Genomic DNA, 23,648 nt, shown 5'->3' with positions numbered 1-23,648 from the left:
CGGGGTCACCATCACAGGGTCCGCAGGGCGTGGTCGAGGACGCGCACTCCGAAGTGCAGGGCGTCGACGGGGACCCGCTCGTCCACGCCGTGGAAGAGGGCCCAGTAGTCGAAGCCGGGTGGCAGCTTCAGCGGGGAGAAGCCGTATCCGGTGATCCCGAGCCGGGAGAACTGCTTGGCGTCGGTGCCGCCCGCCATGCAGAACGGCACCACGTGGCCGTCGGGGTCGAAGCGTTCCACGGACTCGCTCAGGATCCCGAACGTCCGCCCGTCCACGGGGGCTTCGAGGGCCACCTCGCGGTGGTGGAACTCCCAGCTGACGTCGGGGCCGGTGAGCTCGTCGAGGGTGGCGATGAACTCGGCCTCGGTGCCGGGCAGCATCCGGCCGTCCACGTACGCGGTGGCCGTACCCGGGATGACGTTGAGCTTGTAACCGGCGCTGAGCATCGTCGGGTTGGCGCTGTTGCGCACGGTCGCCTCGACGAGGAGTCCGGCCGGGCCGAGCTTGCCGAGGACCGCGTCGGTGTCGAAGCCGCGGGCGCGGGGATCGACCGACAGGCCCTGGAGCGCGGCGAGACGGGTGATGCAGGCGGCGACGGTGTCGGTGAGCCGGACGGGCCAGCGGTACTCCCCGATCCGGGCCACGGCCCCGGCGAGCCGGCTGACGGCGTTGGCCCGGTTGGGTTTGGAGCCGTGACCGGCCGCGCCCTGGGCGGTCAACTTCAGCCAGGCGGTGCCGCGTTCGCCGGCCGCGATCGGGTAGAGGGTCTGGCCGGGGCCGTTGTGCACGGTGAAGGCGCCGGATTCGCTCAGGCCCTCCGTACAGCCCTCGAAGAGGTGCGCGTGCCGGTCGGCGAGGAAGCCCGAGCCGTCGACCGCGCTGTCCTCCTCGTCGGCGGTGTAGGCGATCACGATGTCCCGGCGCGGCCGGATGCCCGCCCGTGCCCAGGCCCGTACGACGGCCAGCACCATCGCGTCCATGTTCTTCATGTCGACGGCGCCGCGGCCCCAGACCACCCCGTCGCGGATCTCCCCGGAGAAGGGGTCCACGCTCCAGTCGGCGGCCTCGGCGGGGACCACGTCGAGGTGGCCGTGGACGAGGAGGGCCTCGGCGCCGGGGTCGGTTCCCTCGATCCGGGCCACCACGTTGGTGCGGCCGGGCGTGCGCTCCAGCAGGACCGGCTCCAGGCCGGCCGCGGCGAGCCGCTCGGCCACGTACTCGGCGGCGGGGCGCTCGCGGCAGTCGCCGCCGCCCCGGTTCGTGGTGTCGATGCGGATGAGGCCGGAGGTGAAGTCGACGGCTTCGTCGAGCGCGACCTGGTCGACGGGGGACTCCCGGTCCGCCGGCGACTCCTGGGTGACTGCGGGCATGTCAGCCATACTGCTCCTCCACGGCCGCCGAGACGACCGTCGTGACCGCCTTGAAGGTGCGGATCCCCTCGTACATCGTCTCGGTGGTGTACGCGACCCTGCGCTCCCCGAAGCGTTCGACGCCCGGGACGACGGTGGCGGACATCGCCAGGTGTACGGCGTCGAACTCCAGCTCCACGGTGTACGGACCGCCCCGCACGGGATCCCGGCGACCGGCGAGGGCCGTGGCCTGCTTGGCGGCGGCCCGGATGTCGGCGGCGGTACGGGCCGGGGTGCGGCAGACGGCGGCGTAGCGCGAGACGTGGTCCTTGACGGCGACCTTCATCGCGTCCGGCGCGTAGCCGTCGGCGTCGACGCAGGTCAGGTCGTCGCCGGTGACGAGGATGACGGGCACTCCGTACTCGGCGACGACGTGCGCGTTGAGCAGCCCCTCGCTCGCGCGGGTCCCGTTCAGCCAGACCCCGGTGATGGAGTTGGCGAGGTAGGTGTGCGCGAGGACCCCCTCGGAGCCCGCGCCGGTGTGGTAGCCGACGAACGCGATGCCGTCGACGTCGCCGTGCTGGACCCCCTCGACCATGGTGAGGGTCTTGTGGCGGCCGGTGAGCAGCTCGGCCCGCTCGTCGAGCTGTTCGAGCAGCAGGTTCCGCATGCTCCAGTGTGCCTCGTTGATGAGGACCCCGTCGGCGCCGCCGTCGAGGAACCCGAGGACGGCCGCGTTCACGTCCGAGGTGAACATGGGGCGGCAGCGCTCCCACTGGGGGGTGCCGGGCAGGACGTCGCCGGGCCAGGTGACGCCCGTGGCGCCTTCCATGTCGGCGGAGACGAGGATCTTCATCGGGCCCCCCGGGCGGTCGGCTGCGCACGGCGCGTCACCGCAGGGCGGCCGACCCCGACGAAGGCGTCCGGGCAGGCCTGCCCGCTGCTTCCGCGCAGGCGTCCAGCCTAGCCGCCGGGGGCGGCTCCGGCCCGGGGCCACGCCCGGGCCGGGGTCTCACATCGGCCGGGAAATCCACCCGATCCGGTGAGCCGCCGGCGCGGGCGGCAGTGCCGGCAGCAGGCCGACCGGGGTGCCGGCAGCAGTGCCGGCCCCAAGGCAACCGCCTTGCTCAGCCCTCGACTTCGGTGGCCAGGTTGTCCAGCAGGGTGTCGTAGATGCGGCCGAGGCCCTTGGGGGCGAAGGTGCGCTCGAAGAAGCCGCCGATGCCGCCGGCGCCGTTCCAGACGGTGGTGACCACGGCCTTGGACTTGCCCTCGCCGGCCGGGGTGACGACCCAGGTCGTGACCATGGTGGAGTTGCGGTCCTTCTCCACGAGCTGGCCGTCGGTCGGCTCGGTGACCTCCAGCAGGCAGTCGCGCACGCGCTTGCTGGTGGCCTGGAGCTTCCAGTGGACGAGGGTGCCCTCACCGTCGCCGCCCTCGCGCACCTCGTACTCGCTGAAGTGCTCGGGCAGCAGCTTCCCCCGGGTTCCGGTGTAGTCCGCCAGCGCGTCGAACACCGTCTCCGCGTCAGCCGCGATGATCCGCTCCGTGGTGGCCTCGACCTGCGCCATAGCTGTTCCTCCAGCAGTTGTGTCCGCTCGTCGCGGCAAGCCAACCACCTCCGGGGCACGCGCCCAAATCCGGGACTCAGGCCCGGGCCAGGATCTCTGCGTTCAAGACCGAGAACCAGGCGTCCGGGGAGGCGGCCCAGCGGTGCCAGGACTCGGCGACGGCGGCCAGGCCGGCCGGGGTCGCGTGGCCGCCGCGCGTCGCGAGGGAGGCGTAGGACGAGGCCGTCGTACGGTCCGCCCACAGGGAGGACCACCACGCGGTCTCCTCCGGAGTGGCGTAGCACCAGGCCGTCGCCGACGAGGCCACCTGCGCGAACCCGGCAGCCCGCGCCCAGGACAGCAGGCGGCGCCCGGCGTCCGGTTCGCCGCCGTTCGCGCGGGCCACGCGGCGGTACAGGGCCTGCCACTCGTCCAGGCCCGGCTCGGCCGGGTACCAGGTCATCGCCGCGTAGTCGGCGTCCCGGACGGCCACGATCCCGCCCCGCCGGCACACCCGGCGCATCTCGCGCAGCGCCCGTACGGGGTCGCCGACGTGCTGGAGCACCTGGTGGGCGTGGACCACGTCGAAGGAGTCGTCCGGGAAGTCCAGCGCGTGGACGTCCGCGGTGGCGAAGGCGACCGCGTCCGTCAGGCCGCGCTCCGCCACGTACTGCGCGGCCTGCTCCAGGACGTCGCGCGCCGCGTCGACCGCGGTCACCCGGCCGCCCGGCGCGACCAGTTCCGCCAGGTCCGCCGTGATGGTGCCCGGGCCGCAGCCCACGTCCAGCACCGACATCCCCGGCCGCAGCTCGCCGATCAGGTACGCCGCGGAGTTCGCCGCGGTGCGCCAGCGGTGCGAGCGCAGTACGGATTCGTGGTGCCCGTGCGTGTAGACGGCGGTTTCCTTCGTCTCCTCGGCACTCATGAGCCGACTCCTCCTCGTCGTCGAAGCATTGTGATCACCGTAGGGGATATGTTCGGTGGATGAGATATGCGTTTTGACATGTGGACAACACCCTTGTGGGGCAAGGAGGGTGGACGGGTCAGTGGCAGGGGGAGGGAGGGGCGAGGACAGTGGGCTCCAGAGATCCGGTCCCCTGCCAGAGGACGGTGAGAGCCATGCCGGACACGCTGCTCGAACAGCACGCCGAGGCCCTGCGGTTCTTCGGCGATCGGGTGCGCGCCGTCGGGGACGGCCAATGGGGCGCCCCCACCCCCTGTACGGAATGGACCGTCCGCGACCTGGTCAACCACGTCACCGGCGAGCAGCTCTGGATCCCGCCGATGGTCACCGAGGGGCGGACCGTCGAGGAGATCGGCGACGCCTTCTCCGGTGACGTGATCGGCGAGGACCCGGCCGCCGCCTGGGAGCGGGCCTCTGCCGCCGCGCACGCCGCGTTCACCGCGCCCGGGGCGCTGGACCGCACGGTCAGGCTCTCGTACGGGCCCGCGCTGGGCCGGGCCTACTGCGCGGAGCTGACCGTGGACTGCGTCGTACACGCCTGGGACCTCTCGCGGGGGATCGGCGCCGACGACCGGCTCCCCGACGATCTGGTCGAATTCGCCCTCAAGGAGGTCATGCCGTACGCCGACGGGCTCGCGGCCAGCGGCATGTTCGCCGCGCCGCTGGACATACCGGCGGGCGCGAACGCCCAGACCCGGCTGCTGGCCCTGGTGGGCAGGAAGGGCTGAACCCCCTGCCGTCCGGCGGAGGACGACAACAGGCGTTCCCTCGCGAATCACCGTATAAAGGGCATGGCCGATCGGGCCGGCGGTACGGGTACGGGTACGAACGGGTACGTACGGATACGGCTTCGGAACGGGGAAGGCGGGGCGAGGTGCCGGGGACGCAGCGCACGGCGGAGGGCCGGGGTCCGGTCCGCTACGGGCCGCCCGCCCCCCAGCCCGGCCTGCCCGTGCTCCCCGAACTCACCGCCGTGATCGCCGCCGCCGCCAAGCGGTCCGCCCCCGAACCCCCGGGCGGCGGGGAGTCGGTACGCGAGGCCGCCTGCCGGCACTGGGGGCGGCGCGGGCTGCCCACCGCGCCGGAGAACGTGGCCGCCGGGCCCGGCGCTCCCGCCCTGCTGCTGGCGCTGCTCGGCGCCTACGGCGGCGATGTGATGCTGCCCCGGCCGTGTCCCGCATGGTGGACCCCGCAGGTCCGATTGCTGGGGCGGCGGGCTTACCACGTGCCGACCCCGGCCGAGTGCGGGGGCATCCCGGATCCGTACGCCCTGCTGGAGACCGTACGGAGGGTGCGCGCCGAGGGCGGCGACCCGCGCGTGCTGCTGCTGTCCGTGGCCGACGACCCGACGGCGACCGTGCCCCCGCCCGAAATGCTGCGCGAGGCCTGCGAGGCCGCCGGGGACGCCGGGCTGTTCGTCGTCAGCGACGAGAGCTGGCGCGACACCGTCCACCGGCCGCACGACACCCTCGTCCTGAGCCCCGCCGAGATGCTGCCCGACCAGGCCGCCGTACTCCTCGACCTGTCCGGGGCGCTGCTGCCCGCCGGGTGGCCCGCGGCCGTGGTCCGCTTCCCCGGCACCCCGCGCGGCACCTGGCTGCGGGCCCGCACCCTCGACGTCCTCACCGCGACCGGGGCCCTGGTCGCGGGCCCGGTCGCCGGGGCCGCGGCGTACGCGCTCGACGAACCGGACGCCGTCGCCGGGCGCGCCTACGCCGCGGCGGCGCTGCACGGGGCGGTGGCCGCGGCGGCCCATCGGGAGCTGCTGGCCGTGGGCGCGCTCGCCCGGCCGCCGCAGGCCGGGCGCCACCTGTACGCCGACCTGTCCCCGCTGCGCGCCGGACTGGCCCGGCGCGGGGTACGCGACGCGATGGAGCTGGAGGACTACCTGGGCGGCCGGCTCGGTGCGCCCACCCCGGGCGGGCAGCGCTTCGCCGACGAGCTGGGCGCGCTGCGCGTCCGCCTGTCGACGGGCCCGCTGCTCGGCGCCACCCCGCAGGAGCGGCTCGCCGCGCTCACCGCGCGCGACCCCCTCGGTCTCCCGCACGTACGGCGCTCCCTGGACCTGCTCGGATCGGTCCTGGCCGCCCTGAGCTCCTGACCTGACCGATACGAGCCCGCTGTGCGGTGAACGGAGAGCTCTTGATGAGGGACCGGACGGACACCCCCGCACCCCCGGGCGCCACGACCGCGGACCCCGCGAGTGCGGACCTCACGAGTGCGGACCTCACGAGTGCGGACCTCACGAGCGCAGACCCCGCGACCGCGGACCCCGCGACCGCGGACCCCGCGGCAACGGCCCGCCCCGGTGCCGCGCCCCGCCGCGACACCGGGCACCGCCGCGACGCCCCGCCCCGCCCTACGCCCCGCCCCGGGGCCGGCCGCCCGGGTCCCGGTCCCGCCGGGCCGCGGCCGTTGGGGGAGGTGCGGAGCTGGCCACGGTCCTTCGCCGACCGGCTGACCACCCCGCTGCCCGGGGTGCGGGCCTTCGCCCGGCTCGCGCGCGAGGGCGCGTTCCGGCCCGGCCCCGAAGGGCTGCGCGGCATCCCCGACCTCCCGTACGCCCCCGCCCCGCTGCCCGCGGCCGGCCCCGGGACGCTCTGCGCCACCTGGGCGGGCCACGCCAGCTGGGTGCTGCGGATCGGCGGGCTGACCGTGCTGACCGACCCGGTCTGGTCGCGGCGCATCCTCGGCACGCCGGCGCGGATGACCCCGGTCGGCGTGCGCTGGGAGGAACTGCCGCCGGTGGACGCGGTGGTGATCAGCCACAACCACTACGACCACCTGGACGCCCCCACCCTCAAGCGGCTGCCCCGGCACACCCCGCTCTTCGTCCCGGCCGGCCTGGCCCGCTGGTGCCGGCGCCGCGGCTTCAGCCGGGTCACCGAGCTCGACTGGTGGGAGTGCGCCGAACTGGACGGCGTGCGCTTCGAGTTCGTCCCGGCGCACCACTGGTCGAAGCGGTCGCTTCTCGACACGTGCCGGACGCTGTGGGGCGGTTGGGTGCTCAGCGACGCGCGGGCCGGCGGGTCGCCGATGAAGGTGTACTTCGCGGGGGACACCGGGTACGGGCACTGGTTCGGGGAGATCGGGCGGCGCCATCCGGGGATCGACCTGGCGCTGCTGCCGATCGGGGCGTACGCGCCCAGGTGGTGGCTGAGGGATGTCCACGCCGACCCGGAGGAGGCCGTTCAGGCGTGCCGGGACGTGGGCGCGAGGAGGATGGCGCCGATGCACTGGGGCACGTTCGTCCTGTCGGCGGAGCCGGTGACGGAACCGCTGGAGCGGGTCCGGGCGGCCTGGGCCCGGGCCGGTCTGCCCCGGGAGGACCTCTGGGACCTTCCCATCGGCGGCTCGCGCGCCCTCCGGCCCGGCGCCGGCGCCGGAGGGGCGTAGCCGGGACGCCTTCCGCTCCCCGGCCGGCCCGGTTCCTACCTGCTCCGCAGGGTCCCCAGCGGCTCGGGGCCGTTCCCCAGTGCCGCGACCGCCTCCTTCCAGCAGGTGTCCCCGAGTCCGAGGGCGCTGCGGAGGTAGGCCGTGGTGAGCCGCTGGAGCAGGGCCACGCGGGCGGGGCTCTCGTCGGTCGTCTCGGCGACCTCGGTGCCCGGGATGCCGCCGAGCGAGTGCTCGGCCCCGAACAGGGTGAGCAGGCTCTTGCCGGCCGGGCCGTGGGCGTAGGCGTCGGTGAACCAGTCCGGCCCGCGGGTGGACAGCGCGGAGTCGTCCTTGTCGCCGGCGACGATGAGCGCCGGGGTGGTCATGGTGTCGAAGGACGGCTTCATGAAGGGCAGGTTCTCGGCGGCGAACGGGGTGAGGCTGTCGCCCAGACCGGGCAGGGCGAGCAGTACGCCCGCCGTGACGCGGGGGTCGGACATGTCCTCGCCGGGAACGCCGTCGGCGTCCAGGACCCGTGCGCCGAGCAGCGTGCTCGCGGTCTGGGCTCCCCAGGAGTGGCCCGCCACGGCGACGCGGCCGTGGTCGACGCGGCCACCGAGACCGGGTACGGCGGCTTCCAGGACGTCGAGCCCGTCGAGCACGAGCCCGAGGTCCGCGACGCGTATCCGCCAGATCCGAGGCGTACGGGGGTCCTCGTGCGGGATGCCGAGCGTCCGGGAGTCGAGGTGGGTGGGCTGGACGACCACGAAGCCCTGGGCGGCCCAGTGGTCGGCGAGCGGGGCGTAGCCGTTCATCGACCAGCCGAAGCCGTGCGAGAAGACGATGACGGGCAGGTCGCCGCCGGTGGCGGGGGCGCAGACGCGGACCTGGAGGTCCTCGCCGCGGTCGTCCGGGGCAGGCAGGAGGACCGGCGCGGCGGACACCACCGTGGTGGGCGCGTCCGTGCCGTGCCGGGCGTTCGCGGAGTTCGATTCGGACATGGGAGTGCCTTCCGTTCGGTTTCTGCGCGTCTTCGGTCGGAGGGGCCCGGGCCGTCGCCGACGAGGGCGGCCTGGTGGGCGGCTCCCCGGTCTGCCATCATGACTGAACCGGAACGTTGTTCCGTTAACGATACGGAGCGTAGTTCCGTTTCGCAAGCCGAGGATCATGGAAGGAACGCCGCGATGGACGACAGCGGCCAGAACGCGGACGGCCCGGCCGCGTCCAAGCGCAAGGACGCCCGGCGCAACCAGCAGACCCTGCTGGACGCGGCCGCCGCGGTCTTCGCCACCTCGGGCGTCGAGGCGCCCGTACGGGACATCGCGGCCGAGGCCGGCGTCGGGATGGGCACGATCTACCGGCACTTCCCCACCCGGGCGGACCTCGTCATCGCCGTCTACCGCCACCAGGTCGAGACCTGCGCCGAGGCCGGACCGGCCCTCCTGGCGGCCGGCCCGACCCCGCACGCAGCCCTCGGGCGGTGGGTCGGGCTCTTCGTCGACTTCCTGGTCACCAAGCACGGGCTCGCGGCCGCGATGCAGGCCGACAACGCCGGCTTCGAGACGCTGCACGCCTACTTCCTCGACCGGCTCCTGCCGGTCTGCACCGAGCTCCTCGACGCCGCCGCCGCGGCGGGCGAGATCCGCTCCGACGTCGGCGCGTACCCGTTCCTGCGCGGCGTCGGGAACCTCTGCATCGGCGCCGGGACCGATCCCCGCTACGACGCGCGCCGACTGGTCGAACTCCTCGTCGAGGGGCTCCGCCCGCCGCACCGCCCCTGACGGCCGCGAGCCCGCCCTGATCGACAGGGCACCCCCTCGCTAGGGGGTGCCCCGGCGGCCCCCGAGCCGGCGCCAGACCGGCGGGGCCGCGCTGATCAGCAGGGTCACGGCGACCGCCAGCGCCACGCCCTTCCACGGCTCCGAGAACAGGGAGCCGCCCAGGATGCCGATCAGGCAGTACGTCGCCGCCCAGGCGAGGCAGGCCGGGGCGTCGCCGCGGGCGAAACGGCGCAGCGGGAGCCGGGCCAGCAGACAGGCCAGCATCACCGGGACCCGGCCCGCCGGGACCAGCCGGGAGACCACCAGGACCAGCACCCCGTGCTCGTCCAGCTTCCGCTGGGCCTGTGCGAGGCGCTCGGGCGTCGCCCGCCCCCGCAGCGCCTCCAGCCACCGCGAGCCGCCCCGGGACCGCACCCCGCGCTGCCCCAGCCAGTACAGCGCCATGTCCCCGGCGAACGCGGCCACCGCCGCCACCACGAACACCAGCAGCACCCCGAACGGCAGCGACTGCTGATGGAACGCCACCACCGCCGCCGTGCTCACCAGTGCCCCCGTCGGGATCACCGGCACCAGCGCCCCCAGTGCCACCAGCAGGAACAGCGCCGGGTACCCCACCGCCTGCCGGGTCGTCTCCGGCGGCACCTGGCCGGCCGCCGCAGCCACCGCGGCCCCGACCCCGTGCCCCAGTCCCTGCCCGAGTCCGTGCCCGAGTCCGTGCCCCGTCACGGCAGCCGGACCCGTTCCCCGTGGCCGGGCACCCGTACCGTCACCTTCGGCGCCAGCTGCCGGGCGCGCCGCGCGAACTCCTCGCCCGGCGCGTGGAATTCGTGCGGCCGCACCGCGTCCAGCCCGATCGGCCAGTACGTCCCGTAGTGCACCGGAACGGCCGCCGCCGGTGCCAGCGCGGCAAGCGCCCGCGCCGCCCCGACCGGATCGAGGTGCCCCGGCCCCAGGTACGGTCCCCAGCCGCCGACCGGCAGCAGGGCCACGTCCACCGGCCCGACCTCCGCGGCCATCGCCTCGAACAGCCCGGTGTCCCCCGCGAAGTACGTCCGAGCCGAGCCCTGGACCACGTAGCCGAGCGCCGGCGCGAGACGCGGCCCGAACGGCAGCCGCCGCCCGTCGTGCCGCGCGCTGACCGCCCGGACCCGTACCCCCGCCCGTACGTCCACCTCGTCGCCCGGGACCACCTCCGTGACGGGCAGCCCCCGCGCGGCCGCGACCCGCGCGAGCCCCGGCACGGCCCGGGGCGCGCCGCGGGGCACCAGCAGCCGGGTCCCCGGCGCCAGCCGGGCCAGCGAGGGCAGGTGCAGGTGGTCGGCGTGCAGGTGCGACACCAGCACCACGTCCGCCCCGGCCGCCTCCGGCGGGGGCGGCGCCCCGCGCCGCCGTCGCAGATGCGCGAGCCGCCGGGCGAAGAGCGGGTCCGTCAGCAGGCGCACCCCGGAGTCCTCGACCGTGCACGTCGCATGGCCCCACCAGGTGATCTCCACCGGCACCCGGCCTCCCCGTCGACTCGTGCGTCCCCCGGCCCCTTGAAGCCTAGAAGGTGTCCGGGATCCTGCCCCTTCGGTGCGCGTCGAACCGAAGGTGACGGCACCCTCCTCCCGGGCCGCGGATCGGAGTAGGGTCGGGCGGCATGGATGAGCTGCGCGTGGCCGCTATCGCCAGCCTGGCGCCACTCGAGGATCTGGACACCGACCCCTTCACCGTCGACACCCGCAGCCAGTACGCCATGTGCGCCCGCTGGGCGGCCGACCAGGGCTACGTCGTGACGAGGACGCTGCTCTTCTACGGGCTGCGCGCCAACCACTGCGGGCTCTGGTGCGACGTCGACGCCGGGCAGGTCGACCTGTTCGTCGCCCCCAACCACCGGGTCCTGGCCCGCGCGCTGCGCTCCGTCGAGGAGTTCACCGCCGAGTGCGAGCGGCGCGGCGTACGGCTGGAGACCGCAGGGCTCGCCGAGCCGCAGTACACCTCCGCCATGAAGGCCGAGGTGCACCGCCGCCTGTCCATGCCGACCGCCGGCTACGACGGCACCTAGACGAGCTGGGGGGCGTCCGGCGCGAGCGCCCCGCGCTCGCGGGCGGCGCCGTTCGCACCTCCGTGCGCCACCCCGCCACCCCGCCGCCCGGCCGCGCCGGCCGCGCTGTGCGACGCTGGAGGGTGCGGCCGGGACCGCGGGCGGGGCGCGGATCCGGGGGAGACACGAGGCGGTACGGCGTGTGGCGAGGACGGTGGAGGACCGCGGGCAGCGCCCTGGTGCGGGTGATCCTCGTCTGGGCGGTGTCCACCCTCACCATGCTCGTGCTCGCCGGCATCCTCCCCGACTTCCGGCTCCAGTCCGGCGACGGCGACAGCGTCACCGAGATCGGGCTGACCGCCGCCTGGGGCGCCGGGGCCTTCGGCCTGCTGAGCGCACTGGTGTGGCCGGTGCTGGTCCGGGCGCTGCTGCTGGTGCCCGCCCTGGTGCTCGGCCTGCTCGTCTTCTTCCTCAACGGCTCGGTGCTGCTGCTCGCCCTCAGTCTGATCCCGTCCGGCCGCGGTGAAGTCGCCCCGGAGACCGCCGTGGTGGTGGCCGCCGTGATGTCCGCCGTCGCCTCCGCCACCTCGACCGCCCTCGCGGTACGCGACGACGAGGCGTACCGGCGCCGGCTCTACCGGCTCGCCGACCGGCGCCGTCGGCGCACCCGGCGCAAGGGCGCGCCCGGCGCCGGCCCGAGCGCCCCCGGCCTGGTCTTCCTCCAGCTCGACGGCGTCGGGTACGAGACGCTGCGCCGCGCGGCGGGCAGCGCGCTGATGCCCACGGTGGCGGGCTGGCTGGACGGAAGCCACCACATCATGCCCTGGCGCACCGACTGGTCCAGCCAGACCGGCGCCAGCCAGCTCGGCATCCTGCACGGCTCCAACCACGACGTGCCCGCCTTCCGCTGGTACGAGAAGGAAACCGGCGAGGTGGTGGTCTGCAACCGGCCCACCAGCGCCGCCGAACTCCAGCGCCGGGCCGTCGCGCGCACCGGCGACGGCGGGCTGCTGACCCTCGACGGGGCGAGCCGGGGCAACCTCTTCAGCGGCGGCGCCGACCAGCTGGCCCTCGTCCTGTCGGTCTCGGCGCGGCGGGGCCGGGCGAACCGTTCCCGCGCGGGCTACTTCGCGTACTTCTGCGACCCGGCCAACGCCGTCCGCACCGCGCTGTCCTTCGTCGCCGAGGTCGCCCGGGAGATCGGCCAGTCGCTGCGGTCCCGGCTGCGCGCAGAGCGGCCGCGGGTGGCACGCGGCGGGCTGTACCCGCTGATCCGCGCCTTCGCGACGGTGGTCGAACGGGACGTCGTCGTCGCCGCGGTGATCGGAGACATGCTCGCGGGGCGCGCCGCGATCTACGCGGACCTCGTCGCCTACGACGAGGTCGCCCACCATTCGGGGCCGCACGGCCGGGACACCGACCGGGTGCTGGCCCGGCTCGACCGCAGCGTCGCGCTGATCGCCCGCGTGGCCGAGCACGCACCCCGGGAGTACCGGATCGTGCTGCTCTCGGACCACGGCCAGAGCCCGGGGGAGACCTTCCTGGGCCGGTACGGGCTGACCTTGAAGGACCTGGTCCGCGCGGGCTGCGGGCTGCCGGTCTCGCGCCGGGCCGGCCGCACCCGCAGCGGTGCCGAGGCCCGCGCGGCGGTCCGCGCGGCCCTGCACATTCCGGTGGAGGAGGGCGAGCAGGCCCGCCCGGAGCGGGGTCCGGACCCGGTGGTGCTGGCCTCGGGCAACCTCGGGCTGATCTCCTTCCCGGACGTGCCGGGGCGGGCTTCGCGGGAGCGGATCGAGCGGGCGCACCCGGCCCTCCTGACGACCCTGGCCAACCACCCGGGAATCGGGTTCCTGCTGGTGGACGGGGAGGTGCTGGGTCCGGGCGGGGCGGTGGCCCGCCTCGACGAGCCCGGTGCGGCGCAGGAGCTGCTGGCCCGGTTCGGGCCGGGCGCGGCGCGGGCGGTCCGGCGGACCGACGCCTTCCCGCACGTGGCCGACGTCATGGTGAACTCGGCGTACGACCCGCTCACGGGGTCGGTGCACGCCTTCGAGGAGCAGATCGGCTCGCACGGCGGCCTGGGCGGGGAGCAGGGGCGCCCGTTCCTGATGTGGCCGACGGAGCTGTCGGAGCCGGGGCCGGACCCGGTGGGCGCGGAGGCGGTGCACGAGGTGCTGCGGCGCTGGCTGCGGGAGGCGGACGGCCCCCAGGTGCCGGTCGATCCGCCGGCGGGCGAGGCGGCGGCGCGCGGGGCGCAGTCGGTGGAGGAACCTCCGTCCGGGGACGGAAAAGACGGAAGCCTTCCTTCCGCAAGGGTGTCCGCACGGGACGAAATCCGCTGATTTTGTGACGCCTCCGCGGTGGTCGACCATGTGTTGATCCTGCCCAGCATGTGAGACATCCAGAGGCGCACCACCGATGACCAGCACCGCAACCCTGCCTGCCGAGGCCGCCGCACCCCCCGAGCAGGGGCCGGGCCCCCACGCGCGCCGCTTCGGCCTGCCGATCGCGACCTGCCTGGTCATGGGCAACATCATCGGCGGCGGGATCTTCCTGCTGCCCGCCTCGGTGGCGCCCTTCGGCACGATCAGCCTCGTCGCCTTCGGCGTGCTCACCGCCGGTGCGATAGCCCTCGCCCTGGTCTTCGGCCGGCTCTCGCAGCGGCTCCCGCAGACCGGTGGTCCGTACGTCTACGCCCGCGCCGCGTTCGGCGACTTCGCCGGGTTCCTCGCCGCCTGGAGCTACTGGATCACCGCCTGGGTCTCGAACGCGGCCCTCGCGGTGGCGGCCGTCGGCTACCTCACCGTGCTCTTCCCGGCCATCGGCGGGCACAAGGCGGCGATGTGCCTGGCCGCCCTCGCCGTGCAGTGGCTCCCGGCGCTCGCCAACCTGGCCGGCACCCGCTACGTCGGCGCCGTCCAACTGGTGGCCACGGTATTGAAGTTCGCCCCGCTGCTGCTGGTCGCCGTCGGCGGGCTGTTCTTCTTCGACCCGGCGAACCTCGGCCCCTTCCGGGCCACCGACCAGAGCCCCGTCGGCGCGGTCTCCGCCGCCGCGGCGATCCTGCTCTTCAGCTACCTCGGCGTCGAGTCGGCCGCCGTCAGCGCGGGCGAGGTCCGCGACCCGGCCCGCAACGTCGGCCGGGCCACCATCCTCGGCACCGCCGGCGCGGCCGCCGTCTACCTGCTGGGCACCCTCGCCGTCTTCGGCCTGGTCCCCCACGACGAGCTGGTCGCCTCCGAGGCCCCCTTCACCGACGCCGTCAACGCGATGTTCGGCGGCACCTGGGGCGGCACGCTCGTCGCCTGCGCGGCCGTGATCTCGATGCTCGGCGCCCTCAACGGCTGGACCCTGCTCAGCGCGCAGACCCCGTACGCCGCCGCCCGCGACGGGCTCTTCCCCAAGGTCTTCGAGACGAAGAAGCGGGGCGTCCCCGTCGCCGGAGTGCTCGTCACCGTCGTCCTGGCCTCCGGCCTGACGGTCTACAACGACACGGCCGGCTCGGACGGGGTCTTCGAGATCCTCGTCCTGGTCACCACCTTCACGGCGACCGTCCCGTACCTGCTCTCGACCGCCGCGCAGATCTACTTCCTGCTCTCCGGGCAGTCCGAGCGCGTCCACCGCGGCCGCCTGGTCCGCGACGGGGTCCTCGCGGGTCTGGCCTTCGGTTTCTCGATGTGGCTCGTCGCCGGCTCCGGCTACGCGGCCGTCTACCAGGGCGTGCTGTTCCTCTTCGCCGGCGTCCTCGTCTACGCGGCGATGTCCGCCCGCAAGCACCGGGCCGGGCACCGGGCTGCCGCCTGACCTGCGCGGTAGCGTGGAAGAAGAGCGAGCGAAAGGAAACGAGAGGACACGCAGGGGGCAGTAAGGGGTCGCCATGTCCGCGATCAGAGAGAGCATCGACATTTCCCGGAGTCCCGAAGACGTCTTCGACTACGTGACGGACCCCACGCACCTGCCGGAGTGGCAGGACAGCGCCGTCTCCGCCCGCCCGCTCGACGGCGCACCCGTCCACGTCGGCTCGAAGGTCGTCGTCACCCGGCGCATGGGCAAGCGGGCGTTCCCGATGACCATGCAGGTCACCGAGCTCGACCGACCGCACACCTGGCGCATCCGAGGGGTCGGCGGACCCGTGCGCGGCGATGTGCGGGGCACCATCGAGTCCCTCGACGGAGGCAAGCGCTCGCGCGTGACCCTGGACCTCGACTTCGAGGGCCACGGCATCGGCAAGGTCATCGCCCCGCTCGTGGTCAAGCCGTACGCCCGCAAGGAGATGCCGCGCAACGAGGAGAAGCTGAAGCACCTCCTGGAGAACTGAGGCCGGCACCGGCCCGCGAAAACCGGGTGCTCCGGGGTACGGGGTTCGCCCACACTGGGCGCGCCACGTACCCCACCCCTGAGGACCGCTTCTCGTGCAGGCCGCCGTGACCGTCACCCCCGCCCAGATCCCCGAACTGCTGCTGGGCCTCGCCACCGTGCGGCCCGTGTTCCTCTGGGGGGCACCCGGAATCGGCAAGTCCTCGCTGGTGAGGAAGTTCGCCGACTCGCTCGGCCTGGAGTGCGTCAGCCTGCTCGGCACGCAGCTCGCGCCCGAGGACCTGATCGGCGTACCGCAGATCCGTGACGGCCGTTCCGTGTTCTGCCCGCCCGAGGCCATCGCCCGCGACGAGCCGTACTGCCTGTTCCTCGACGAGCTCAACGCCGCGACCCCCGACGTCCAGAAGGCCTTCTACTCCCTCATCCTCGACCGCCGGATCGGCTCCTACGAGCTGCCGGCCGGCTCCATCGTCATCGGCGCGGGCAACCGGGCCACCGACAATGCGCTGGCCCGGCCGATCGCCTCCGCACTGGTCAACCGCCTCACCCACGTCCACCTCCAGGTGTCCGCGGGGGACTGGCTGGTCTGGGCCGGCGAGCACGGCATCCACCCCTGGGTCACCGACTACCTCACCGACCGTCCCGACCACCTCTGGTCGCAGCCGCCCAAGACGGAGGAGCCCTTCTCCACCCCGCGCTCCTGGCACATGCTCTCCGACGCCCTCCACTCCTTCGGGCCGGACCTGGACGAGCAGACCCTCAAGGTGATCGCGCACGGCACCCTCACCCCCGCGCACGCCGTCTCCTTCTGCGGCTACGCCAAGATCGTGCGGCACAGCTTCGGCATCGAGGCGATCATGAAGGGCGACGCCTCCTGGCCCACCCGCCCCGCCGACCGTGACCTGCTCTACTACCTCGCCGAGGCCTTCCGCGGCCGCCTGGTCAAGGAGCTGCCCGCGCAGCGCGAGCACGTCTCGCCCGCCCTGCGCCAGACCGCCTACAGGGCCAAGGCGCTTCTGGTCCAGCTCGCCGAGATCTCCGTGGAGGTGGCGCAGACCGTCATCGCCGAGGACGTCGACGGCCTGCCGGTGCTGCCCTCCTGGTTCCTCGTGGAGGCCGCCCGGGACATGCCGCGCCTGGTCGAGGCCCGCCGGTGAGCGTGTCGCGCCCCCGGCCGAAGAAGGCCGCCGCGCCCGACCCCGCCGCCCAGGCTTTCGCCGAGGGGCTCGCCCTGGTCAAACGGAACCCGGCCCTCGCGGCCGTCGGCGGAAGCGTGTGCGAGCAGTCCAAGTGCCCCCGAACCCCCGCCGCGGGCCTGGTCGCCGTGGACTCCAACGGCGTCCTCCACGTCCGCTCCGGGCTGCGCGCCGACCCCGCGGCCTGGGCCTGGGCCTTCGCCCACGCCCTGCTCCACCTCGGCTTCGGCCACGTCCCGGCCGCGGCCGTAGACGAGCGCGTGCAGCCCGACCGCTTCGACCTCGCCGCCCGCTGCGCCGTCGTCAACCGCTTCCTGGTGACCCAGCCGTCGCTCCGGCCCCCGGACGACCTCCCGGCCGAGTACCCCGGCGGTGACGAGGAACTGCTCGCGGCCCGCTGGCGCCGGGACGGCATCCCCGCCGCCCTCGCACACTGCGGCACCGCCGGCGACCGTCCCGACCAGCTCCTGGTCACCTGGCCCGCATGGAACTCCACCCAGGTCCCCGACTGGGAGACCGCGTTCGCGCACGCCCTGACCCGCAGCGTCTCCGCCGCCATGGAGGTGGCGGGCGGGCGCCGCGACCGGGTCACGGGGCAGCGCGTGGCGCACCGCCCGTGGGACCGCGCCCTGAACTGGTTCGTCTCCTCGTACCCGCTCCTCGGCGGCCTGGCCAGCGGCCTGAAGATCGTCGCCGACGCCGAGCTGGCCCGCGCCCAGGGCATCGACATCGCGGCGGTCAGCGCCACCGCCGGGGAGATCTACGTCAACCCGCTGCGCAGCTTCGAGGACGAGGAATGGCGGTTCATCCTGGCCCACGAGATGCTGCACGCCGCCCTGCGCCACGGCGAGCGCCGCGGCGCCCGGGACCCGTACCTGCACAACGTGGCCGCCGACTACGTGGTCAACGGTTGGCTCGTCGAGATGGGCGTCGGCGAGATGCCCGCCAGGCTGCTGTACGACCCGGAGCTGAGGGACCTCTCCGTCGAGGAGGTCTACGACCGGATCACCGCCGACCTGCGCCGGACGCGCCGCCTCGCCACCCTGCGCGGCAAGGGCCGCGGGGACATCCTGGGCGAGCCGCTGCCCCACCCGGGCAGCGCGCCGTACACCGACCTGGACGAGTTCTACCGGCGCGGCCTCGTCCAGGGCTTCGACCTGCACACGTACGGGGAGCGCGGCCTGCTGCCCGCAGGGCTGATCCAGGAGATCCGGGCCCTGGCCCACCCGCCCGTGCCGTGGGACGCCCGGCTCGCCCGCTGGTTCGACGAGTACGTGCCGCGCCCCGAGCCGGTACGGAGCTTCGCGCGCCCGGCGCGCCGCCAGGCTTCCACCCCGGACATCCCGCGCGCGGGCCGCTACTTCCCGCCCGAGGAGATCGCCCGCTGCACCTTCGGCGTGGTTCTCGACACCTCGGGGTCGATGAACGCCGCCCTGCTCGGCAAGGCACTGGGCGCGATCGCCTCGTACGCGCAGGCCCGCGACGTACCGGCGGCGCGGGTCGTCTTCTGCGACGCGGCGCCGTACGACGCGGGCTATCTGCCCCCGACCGAGATCGCGGGCCGGGTACGGGTCCGCGGGCGCGGCGGCACCGAGCTGCAGCCGGGCATCGACCTGCTGCAGCGGGCGGAGGACTTCCCGCCCGGGGCCCCGGTGCTCGTGATCACGGACGGCTGGTGCGACATCCTGCGCATCCGGCGCGAACACGCGTACCTGATCCCCCAGGGTGCCTCCCTGCCGTTCACCCCCAAGGGTCCCGTCTTCCGCCTGACCTGACCTGACCTGACCGGCCTCACCAGATCGGACCTGATCCGTCCTGGCCGGACGCAGAACGCCCCCGACCTGCGGATCCGCGGGTCGGGGGCGTTCTGGAGGAGATCGACTCAGTCGAGGTAGTCGCGCAGGACCTGCGAACGCGACGGGTGGCGCAGCTTCGACATGGTCTTGGACTCGATCTGGCGGATGCGCTCACGGGTGACCCCGTACACGCGGCCGATCTCGTCCAGGGTCTTCGGCTGGCCGTCGTTCAGGCCGTAACGCATCGAGACGACGCCCGCCTCACGCTCCGAGAGCGTGCCCAGGATCGACTGCAGCTGCTCCTGGAGGAACGTGAACGACACGGCGTCGGCCGGCACGACCGCCTCGGAGTCCTCGATGAGGTCACCGAACTCGCTGTCGCCCTCCTCACCCAGCGGGGTGTGCAGGGAGATCGGCTCGCGGCCGTACTTCTGGACCTCGATGACCTTCTCGGGGGTCATGTCGAGTTCCTTGCCCAGCTCCTCCGGAGTGGGCTCCCGGCCGAGGTCCTGGAGCATCTGGCGCTGCACACGGGCGAGCTTGTTGATGATCTCGACCATGTGCACCGGGATGCGGATCGTACGCGACTGGTCGGCCATGGCACGCGTGATCGCCTGCCGGATCCACCAGGTCGCGTACGTGGAGAACTTGAAGCCCTTGGTGTAGTCGAACTTCTCCACGGCGCGGATCAGGCCGACGTTGCCCTCCTGGATCAGGTCCAGGAAGAGCATGCCGCGGCCGGTGTAGCGCTTGGCCAGGGAGACCACGAGGCGGAGGTTGGCCTCCAGCAGGTGGTTCTTGGCGCGGCGGCCGTCCTCGACGAGGATCTCCAGCTCGCGCTTGAACGCGGGCTTGTGGTCCTCCTCCTCTTCGAGCTTGTACTCGGAGAAGAGACCCGCCTCGATGCGCTTGGCGAGCTCGACCTCCTGCTCTGCGTTGAGGAGCGGCACCTTGCCGATCAGCTTCAGGTAGTCCTTGACGGGGTCGGCGGTGGCACCGGCCACCATGACCGTCTGCGCCGGGGCGTCGTCCTCGTCGTCGTCGGACAGGACGAAGCCCTGGGAGCCGCCGGCCTTGGGGGCCTCTTCCTCGACCTCGTCGACGAGGTCCTCGGCGGCCCAGTCCTCGCCCTCGGCGGCCGGGGTCTCGCCCTCGTCCGAGTCCTTGGCACTGGTCTTCTTGGCCGCGGCGGCGGTCTTCTTCACCGCGGTCTTCTTCGCGGCGGTCTTCTTGACCGTCCGCTTCTTCGGCTCGGCGGCGGCGTCGGCCGTCACCTCGTCCTCGGTGGCCGCGGCCGGCGAAGCGGATATCGCCGCCGCGGTGGCCGGGGCCGCGCTGGTGGCCGAGGCCTTGCGCGCACCGATGGGGCGCGGCGCGGCGGCCGCCTTCTTCGTGACGGTGCGGGCAGGCGCGGCGGCCGCCTTGCGGGGCTTCTTCGCGGCAGCCTTCGTGGCGGGGGCGGCGCTGACGTGCAGCGCGACACCCTCCTCGTCCAGGACCTGGTTCAAGCTGCGCAGGACCCGCTTCCACTGGTCCACCGGGATGCGGCCGGCCTCGAAGGCCTGGCGCACGTCGTCACCGTTGATGTGACCCTGCTCGCGGCCGCGCTCGACGAGCGCGACGAGGGCCTCCGATTCGGCGATCTCCGGAGGGAACGTACGGGACGGGCTGAGCGACACAAGGAGCCTCTCGTTGCGAACAGATAGGGAGTGGGCGGGACATCATCGCGCGGACTCGGGAAACAGACCCGAGGGGGGTCTGTATTCCGGGGCCGCGCGAGGACACCTGTCGGTTCATCGCATGCCCGAGTCGATTCGTTACGCGCTGAATTGAGTGACCTGCGCCACGCTGTGGGCGCGCAACCATTCGGCCGTGGATCCGTCCGCGCCTGCGCACCCTTCCCGTCAGCCCGTTTTGCGGGCCTCGATGAGGAAACGGGCGGTATGCGCCACGAACGGGCCGTCACGATCGATCTGTTCATGGAGCTCGCGCAGCCGGTCCCGGTACTGCCCGACCGTGAAGCCGGGCACCATCCAGATCACCTTCCGGAGAAAGTAGATCACGGCCCCGATGTCGTGGAACTCCGTACGCAGTCTTTCGGAGCGCAGGTCCACCACGTCGAGGCCGGCCTTGCCGGCGTCGGCCACCGCGTCGTCGGGGTGCCTGCCGCGCCGGACCTCCTCCGGCTGGGGTCCGAGGAAGTACTCGACGAGCTCGAAGACGCTCGCCGGACCGACCTGCTGCGAGAGGTACGTACCGCCCGGACGCAGCACCCGCGCGATCTCCTCCCACCAGATGGTCACCGGGTGGCGGCTGGAAACCAGCTCGAAGGCCTCGTCGCCGAACGGCAGCGGCGGCTCGTCGGAGTCCGCGACCACGACGGCGCCCAGCGGGTGCAGGAGCCGGGTCGCCTTGTCGATGTTCGGCGGCCAGGACTCGGTGGCCGCCATGAGCGGAGGCAGCGGCCCGGCCCCGGCGAGCACCTCCCCGCCGCCGGTCTGGATGTCGAGGGCGGAGCGGACCCGGGCCAGACGCTCGCCGAGCAGCCGCTGGTATCCCCAGGAGGGGCGCTGCTCGGTGGCCCGGCCGTCGAGCCAGGAGAAGTCCCAGCCGTCGACGGAAACGGACTCGGCTTCCGCGACGAGGTGGTCGAAAGTGCGTGTCATGTCTCGATCGTCCCAGGTGGGACGCCGGTGATCCACCGGTTTGACCGGATCCCGCGCGCCGAGGGCCGCCACGCACCACCGCATCCGCCGACGGGGTCCATTAGAGTGGAGCCGGGCCGTGACTGGCGTTCGGGTGGATCACCACCGGGGAGCGGCCCGGCGTACGTCCCCGCACGTACGTCTCCTGCCGCGCGCCTGGGCGAACCGCGAACCCGCGAACCGCGATCCGCAGCGACGCTCAGGAGACCCCGTGACGACTGCCCAGACTGCCACTGCCACCGTCACCGATGCCGGCCCCGCCCGGCTGATGGACGGCACCGCCCTCGCCCGCCGCGTCTCGGAGCGGACCGCCGTCCTCGCTGCGAAGATCACCGAGCGCACCGGCACGGCCCCCTGTCTCGCGACCGTGCTGGTCGGCGAGGACCCGGCGTCCGTGACGTACGTGAAGATGAAGCAGAACCGCTGCGCCAAGGCCGGGATCACCTCCCGCCACGTGGAGCTGCCGGCCGAGACCACCACCGAGGAGCTCGTCGCCGCCCTCACCGCGCTCTCCGAGGACCCGGAGATCAGCGGAATCCTGCTCCAGCACCCGGTCCCGCACCACATCGACGAGCGCGCCGCCTTCGAGGCCATCGCCCCGGGCAAGGACGTCGACGGTGTCACCATGCACTCCTTCGCCGCCATGGGCTTCGGGCTGCCGGGCTTCGTGTCCTGCACCCCCGGCGGCATCATGCGGCTCCTCGCCGAGTACGACGTGGACCTGACCGGCAAGCACGCCGTGGTCGTCGGGCGCAGCGCGATCCTGGGCAAGCCGGCCGGCATGCTGCTGCTGGAGCAGAACGCCACCGTCACCTACTGCCACTCCCGCACCGTCGACCTGCCTTCGATCGTGCGCCAGGCCGACGTGCTGGTCGCCGCCGTGGGCAAGGCCGAGTTCATCCGGGGCGAGGACATCAAGCCGGGCGCCGTGGTCCTGGACGCCGGCTACAACGAGGGCAACGTCGGCGACGTCCACTTCGAGTCCGCCGCCGCCCGCGCCTCGCTGATCACCCCGGTCCCGGGCGGCGTCGGCCCGATGACCATCGCCGTGCTGCTGGAGCAGACGGTCCGGGCGGCCGCCGCCCAGGCCGGGCTGGAGCTCGCGGACCTCTGACCGCCGCGCCGCACCCCGCGTACGGGAATGCCGCGTACGCACGCCGCGCACGCACGCCGCGTACGGCAGGCGCCCCGGGCCCTTCGGCCCGGGGCGTTCCGCGTGTCCGGGGTGCCTTGATTCTTGTGGACGGAGCCTGACGGGCTTCGGGGAGCGGGCGGTATGTTTTGCGCCGGGGCGCGCGATGACACGTGCAACACGTTTCCTGGGGAGACTGCTGATGGACCTGTTCACGCCACTGGAGCTGCCCGGCGGATCGGTCCTGCCGAACCGCTTGGCGAAGGCGGCCATGGAGGAGAGCCTCGCCGGGTCCGGCCAGCTGCCGGACGAGCGCATCGAGCGCCTCTACCGCCGTTGGGCGCAGGGCGGCGCAGGACTCCTGATCACCGGGAACGTGATGGTCGACCGCCGGGCGCTGACCGCGCCGGGCACCATCGTCCTCGACGCCCGCTCCCCGCTCGACCCCTTCCGCCGCTGGGCCGGGGCCGCGTCCAGCGGAGGCGGCCGGGTCTGGATGCAGATCAACCACCCGGGCCGGCAGGTCGGCTCCGAGATGCCCGGCACGGCCTGGGCGCCCTCCGACATCGGCGTGAGCCTCGGCAAGCACACCAAGCGCTTCGCCCGCCCCACCGCGATGACCGAGGCCGACATCGAGGCCACCATCACCCGGTTCGCGGTCACGGCCCGGCGCGCCGAGGAGGCGGGCTTCGACGGGGTGCAGATCCACGCCGCCCACGGCTACCTGCTCAGCCAGTTCCTCTCCCCGCTGGTCAACCGGCGCACGGACCGCTGGGGCGGCAGCCCGGAGAACCGGGTCCGGCTGCTCACCGAGGTCGTCCGCGCGGTCCGCGCGCAGGTGGCCCCCGGCTTCGCGGTCGGCGTCAAGCTCAACATCGCCGACTTCCAGCGCGGCGGCTTCGACACCGAGGACGCGGCGCAGGTCCTAGAGGCCCTCGGCGGCCTCGGCGTCGACCTGGTCGAACTGTCCGGCGGCAGCGTGGAGAGCCCCGCGACCCTGGGCCGCACCGCCGACCTGCGGACCCTCGAACGGGAGGCGTACTTCCTCACCTTCGCCGAGCAGTTCCTGGACGCGGCCACGATGCCGCTGATGCTGACCGGCGGGATAGGCCGCCAGGAGACCGCCCGGAAGGTCCTGGCCCGTGGGGTGTCCGTCGTCGGGCTCGCCTCGGCGCTGGCGTTCCGCCCCGATCTGCCGGCCCGCTGGCGCGCCGGGGAGGACGTACGGGTGACCGTGGAGCGGCTGCGCTGGAAGGACCGGGACCTGGCCGGCGCCGCGCTGCTGGCCTTCGTACGCTTCCAGCTGCACCGGCTGGCCCGCGGGCTGGAGCCGCGCCCGGCGGCCTCCCCGCGGGCCACGTTCGCCCTCGACCAGCTCCAGCACTGGCGCCGGGTGCGGGCGTACGGGGCCTGGCTCGCGCGGAACCCCGAGCCGGAGGACGCCCTCGCCGGGTGAAGACCGG

21 protein-coding genes and 1 riboswitch are annotated in these 23,648 nt (G+C 73.8%); of the genes, 12 read left to right on the top strand and 9 right to left on the bottom strand.

Annotated features, from left to right (window positions below; all coding sequences use genetic code 11):
• Nucleotides 1-11 precede the first annotated feature (11 nt).
• The 4 genes from K7B10_RS09740 to K7B10_RS09725 all read right to left on the bottom strand — a co-directional run bounded on the left by K7B10_RS09740 (nucleotide 12) and on the right by K7B10_RS09725 (nucleotide 3,824).
• The gene (locus K7B10_RS09740) at nucleotides 12-1,370 is read right to left on the bottom strand and encodes a M20/M25/M40 family metallo-hydrolase (protein ID WP_229335696.1); all 1,359 of its coding nucleotides are present in this window, start codon (nucleotides 1,368-1,370) and stop codon (nucleotides 12-14) included.
• 1 nt (nucleotide 1,371) lies between these two features.
• Complete coding sequence (locus tag K7B10_RS09735) at nucleotides 1,372-2,205, bottom strand: M55 family metallopeptidase (RefSeq protein ID WP_229335694.1); 834 nt, start codon at nucleotides 2,203-2,205, stop codon at nucleotides 1,372-1,374.
• A gap of 271 nt (nucleotides 2,206-2,476) precedes the next feature.
• A complete protein-coding gene (locus tag K7B10_RS09730) occupies nucleotides 2,477-2,920 on the bottom strand; it encodes an SRPBCC family protein (RefSeq protein WP_229335693.1) in 444 nt (147 codons plus the stop codon).
• A gap of 76 nt (nucleotides 2,921-2,996) precedes the next feature.
• A complete protein-coding gene (locus tag K7B10_RS09725; RefSeq protein WP_229335691.1) occupies nucleotides 2,997-3,824 on the bottom strand; it encodes a class I SAM-dependent methyltransferase in 828 nt (275 codons plus the stop codon).
• 194 nt (nucleotides 3,825-4,018) lie between these two features.
• On the opposite strand from K7B10_RS09725, the gene K7B10_RS09720 reads away from it, so the two are divergent.
• The 3 genes from K7B10_RS09720 to K7B10_RS09710 all read left to right on the top strand — a co-directional run bounded on the left by K7B10_RS09720 (nucleotide 4,019) and on the right by K7B10_RS09710 (nucleotide 7,259).
• Nucleotides 4,019-4,591 (top strand): TIGR03086 family metal-binding protein, encoded by a 573-nt coding sequence (locus tag K7B10_RS09720; protein ID WP_229335689.1) that lies wholly within the window; start codon nucleotides 4,019-4,021, stop codon nucleotides 4,589-4,591.
• Between the two features lie 146 nt (nucleotides 4,592-4,737).
• A complete protein-coding gene (locus tag K7B10_RS09715; RefSeq protein WP_229335687.1) occupies nucleotides 4,738-5,964 on the top strand; it encodes an aminotransferase class I/II-fold pyridoxal phosphate-dependent enzyme in 1,227 nt (408 codons plus the stop codon).
• Between the two features lie 44 nt (nucleotides 5,965-6,008).
• The gene (locus K7B10_RS09710; RefSeq protein WP_229335685.1) at nucleotides 6,009-7,259 is read left to right on the top strand and encodes an MBL fold metallo-hydrolase; all 1,251 of its coding nucleotides are present in this window, start codon (nucleotides 6,009-6,011) and stop codon (nucleotides 7,257-7,259) included.
• Between the two features lie 35 nt (nucleotides 7,260-7,294).
• On the opposite strand, the gene K7B10_RS09705 is transcribed toward K7B10_RS09710, so the two are convergent.
• Nucleotides 7,295-8,239, bottom strand: coding sequence for an alpha/beta hydrolase family protein (locus K7B10_RS09705; protein WP_229335683.1), 945 nt, complete (start codon nucleotides 8,237-8,239; stop codon nucleotides 7,295-7,297).
• Nucleotides 8,240-8,422: 183 nt separating this feature from the next.
• Here K7B10_RS09705 and K7B10_RS09700 point away from each other — a divergent pair, with 183 nt between their 5' ends.
• A complete protein-coding gene (locus tag K7B10_RS09700) occupies nucleotides 8,423-9,019 on the top strand; it encodes a TetR/AcrR family transcriptional regulator (protein WP_229335682.1) in 597 nt (198 codons plus the stop codon).
• A 39-nt stretch (nucleotides 9,020-9,058) separates the two neighbouring features.
• Here the strand turns inward: K7B10_RS09700 and K7B10_RS09695 are convergent, their stop codons facing one another.
• Both K7B10_RS09695 and K7B10_RS09690 read right to left on the bottom strand, forming a co-directional pair.
• Nucleotides 9,059-9,682, bottom strand: a complete 624-nt coding sequence (locus K7B10_RS09695; protein ID WP_229344906.1) for a DedA family protein — start codon at nucleotides 9,680-9,682, stop codon at nucleotides 9,059-9,061.
• Nucleotides 9,683-9,741: 59 nt separating this feature from the next.
• A complete protein-coding gene (locus tag K7B10_RS09690; RefSeq protein WP_229335680.1) occupies nucleotides 9,742-10,518 on the bottom strand; it encodes an MBL fold metallo-hydrolase in 777 nt (258 codons plus the stop codon).
• 140 nt (nucleotides 10,519-10,658) lie between these two features.
• Between K7B10_RS09690 and K7B10_RS09685 the strand changes: the two genes are divergently transcribed.
• From K7B10_RS09685 to K7B10_RS09660, 6 genes are all read left to right on the top strand, one after another.
• On the top strand, nucleotides 10,659-11,063 hold the full coding sequence (locus K7B10_RS09685) for a hypothetical protein (RefSeq protein ID WP_229335678.1): 405 nt from the start codon (nucleotides 10,659-10,661) through the stop codon (nucleotides 11,061-11,063).
• 179 nt (nucleotides 11,064-11,242) lie between these two features.
• Nucleotides 11,243-13,381: a phage holin family protein gene (locus K7B10_RS09680; RefSeq protein WP_229335676.1), complete on the top strand. Its 2,139-nt coding sequence runs from the start codon at nucleotides 11,243-11,245 to the stop codon at nucleotides 13,379-13,381.
• A gap of 76 nt (nucleotides 13,382-13,457) precedes the next feature.
• Nucleotides 13,458-14,843, top strand: a complete 1,386-nt coding sequence (locus K7B10_RS09675) for an amino acid permease (protein WP_229335675.1) — start codon at nucleotides 13,458-13,460, stop codon at nucleotides 14,841-14,843.
• Nucleotides 14,844-14,916: 73 nt separating this feature from the next.
• The gene (locus tag K7B10_RS09670) at nucleotides 14,917-15,357 is read left to right on the top strand and encodes an SRPBCC family protein (RefSeq protein WP_229335674.1); all 441 of its coding nucleotides are present in this window, start codon (nucleotides 14,917-14,919) and stop codon (nucleotides 15,355-15,357) included.
• A 94-nt stretch (nucleotides 15,358-15,451) separates the two neighbouring features.
• Entirely contained in the window at nucleotides 15,452-16,513 is a 1,062-nt protein-coding gene (locus tag K7B10_RS09665; RefSeq protein WP_229335672.1) for an ATP-binding protein, read from the top strand.
• Nucleotides 16,514-16,515: 2 nt separating this feature from the next.
• Complete coding sequence (locus K7B10_RS09660; RefSeq protein WP_229344904.1) at nucleotides 16,516-18,327, top strand: vWA domain-containing protein; 1,812 nt, start codon at nucleotides 16,516-16,518, stop codon at nucleotides 18,325-18,327.
• Nucleotides 18,328-18,434: 107 nt separating this feature from the next.
• Here the strand turns inward: K7B10_RS09660 and K7B10_RS09655 are convergent, their stop codons facing one another.
• Together K7B10_RS09655 and K7B10_RS09650 are read right to left on the bottom strand one after the other, a co-directional pair.
• A complete protein-coding gene (locus tag K7B10_RS09655) occupies nucleotides 18,435-20,027 on the bottom strand; it encodes an RNA polymerase sigma factor (protein WP_229335671.1) in 1,593 nt (530 codons plus the stop codon).
• A 225-nt stretch (nucleotides 20,028-20,252) separates the two neighbouring features.
• Entirely contained in the window at nucleotides 20,253-21,014 is a 762-nt protein-coding gene (locus K7B10_RS09650; protein ID WP_229335669.1) for a methyltransferase domain-containing protein, read from the bottom strand.
• Between the two features lie 108 nt (nucleotides 21,015-21,122).
• Nucleotides 21,123-21,222, top strand: a riboswitch (ZMP/ZTP riboswitch).
• A 99-nt stretch (nucleotides 21,223-21,321) separates the two neighbouring features.
• On the opposite strand from K7B10_RS09650, the gene K7B10_RS09645 reads away from it, so the two are divergent.
• Both K7B10_RS09645 and K7B10_RS09640 read left to right on the top strand, forming a co-directional pair.
• On the top strand, nucleotides 21,322-22,167 hold the full coding sequence (locus tag K7B10_RS09645) for a bifunctional 5,10-methylenetetrahydrofolate dehydrogenase/5,10-methenyltetrahydrofolate cyclohydrolase (protein WP_229344901.1): 846 nt from the start codon (nucleotides 21,322-21,324) through the stop codon (nucleotides 22,165-22,167).
• A gap of 220 nt (nucleotides 22,168-22,387) precedes the next feature.
• Nucleotides 22,388-23,641 (top strand): NADH:flavin oxidoreductase/NADH oxidase family protein, encoded by a 1,254-nt coding sequence (locus K7B10_RS09640; RefSeq protein ID WP_308284569.1) that lies wholly within the window; start codon nucleotides 22,388-22,390, stop codon nucleotides 23,639-23,641.
• Nucleotides 23,642-23,648: the final 7 nt, after the last annotated feature.

The organism is Streptomyces flavotricini (genome assembly GCF_020639365.1).
GTDB classification, from domain to species: Bacteria; Actinomycetota; Actinomycetes; order Streptomycetales; family Streptomycetaceae; genus Streptomyces; species Streptomyces flavotricini.
The sequence above is the reverse complement of the archived record's forward strand: the minus strand, read 5'-3'. Positions and strand labels throughout refer to the sequence as shown.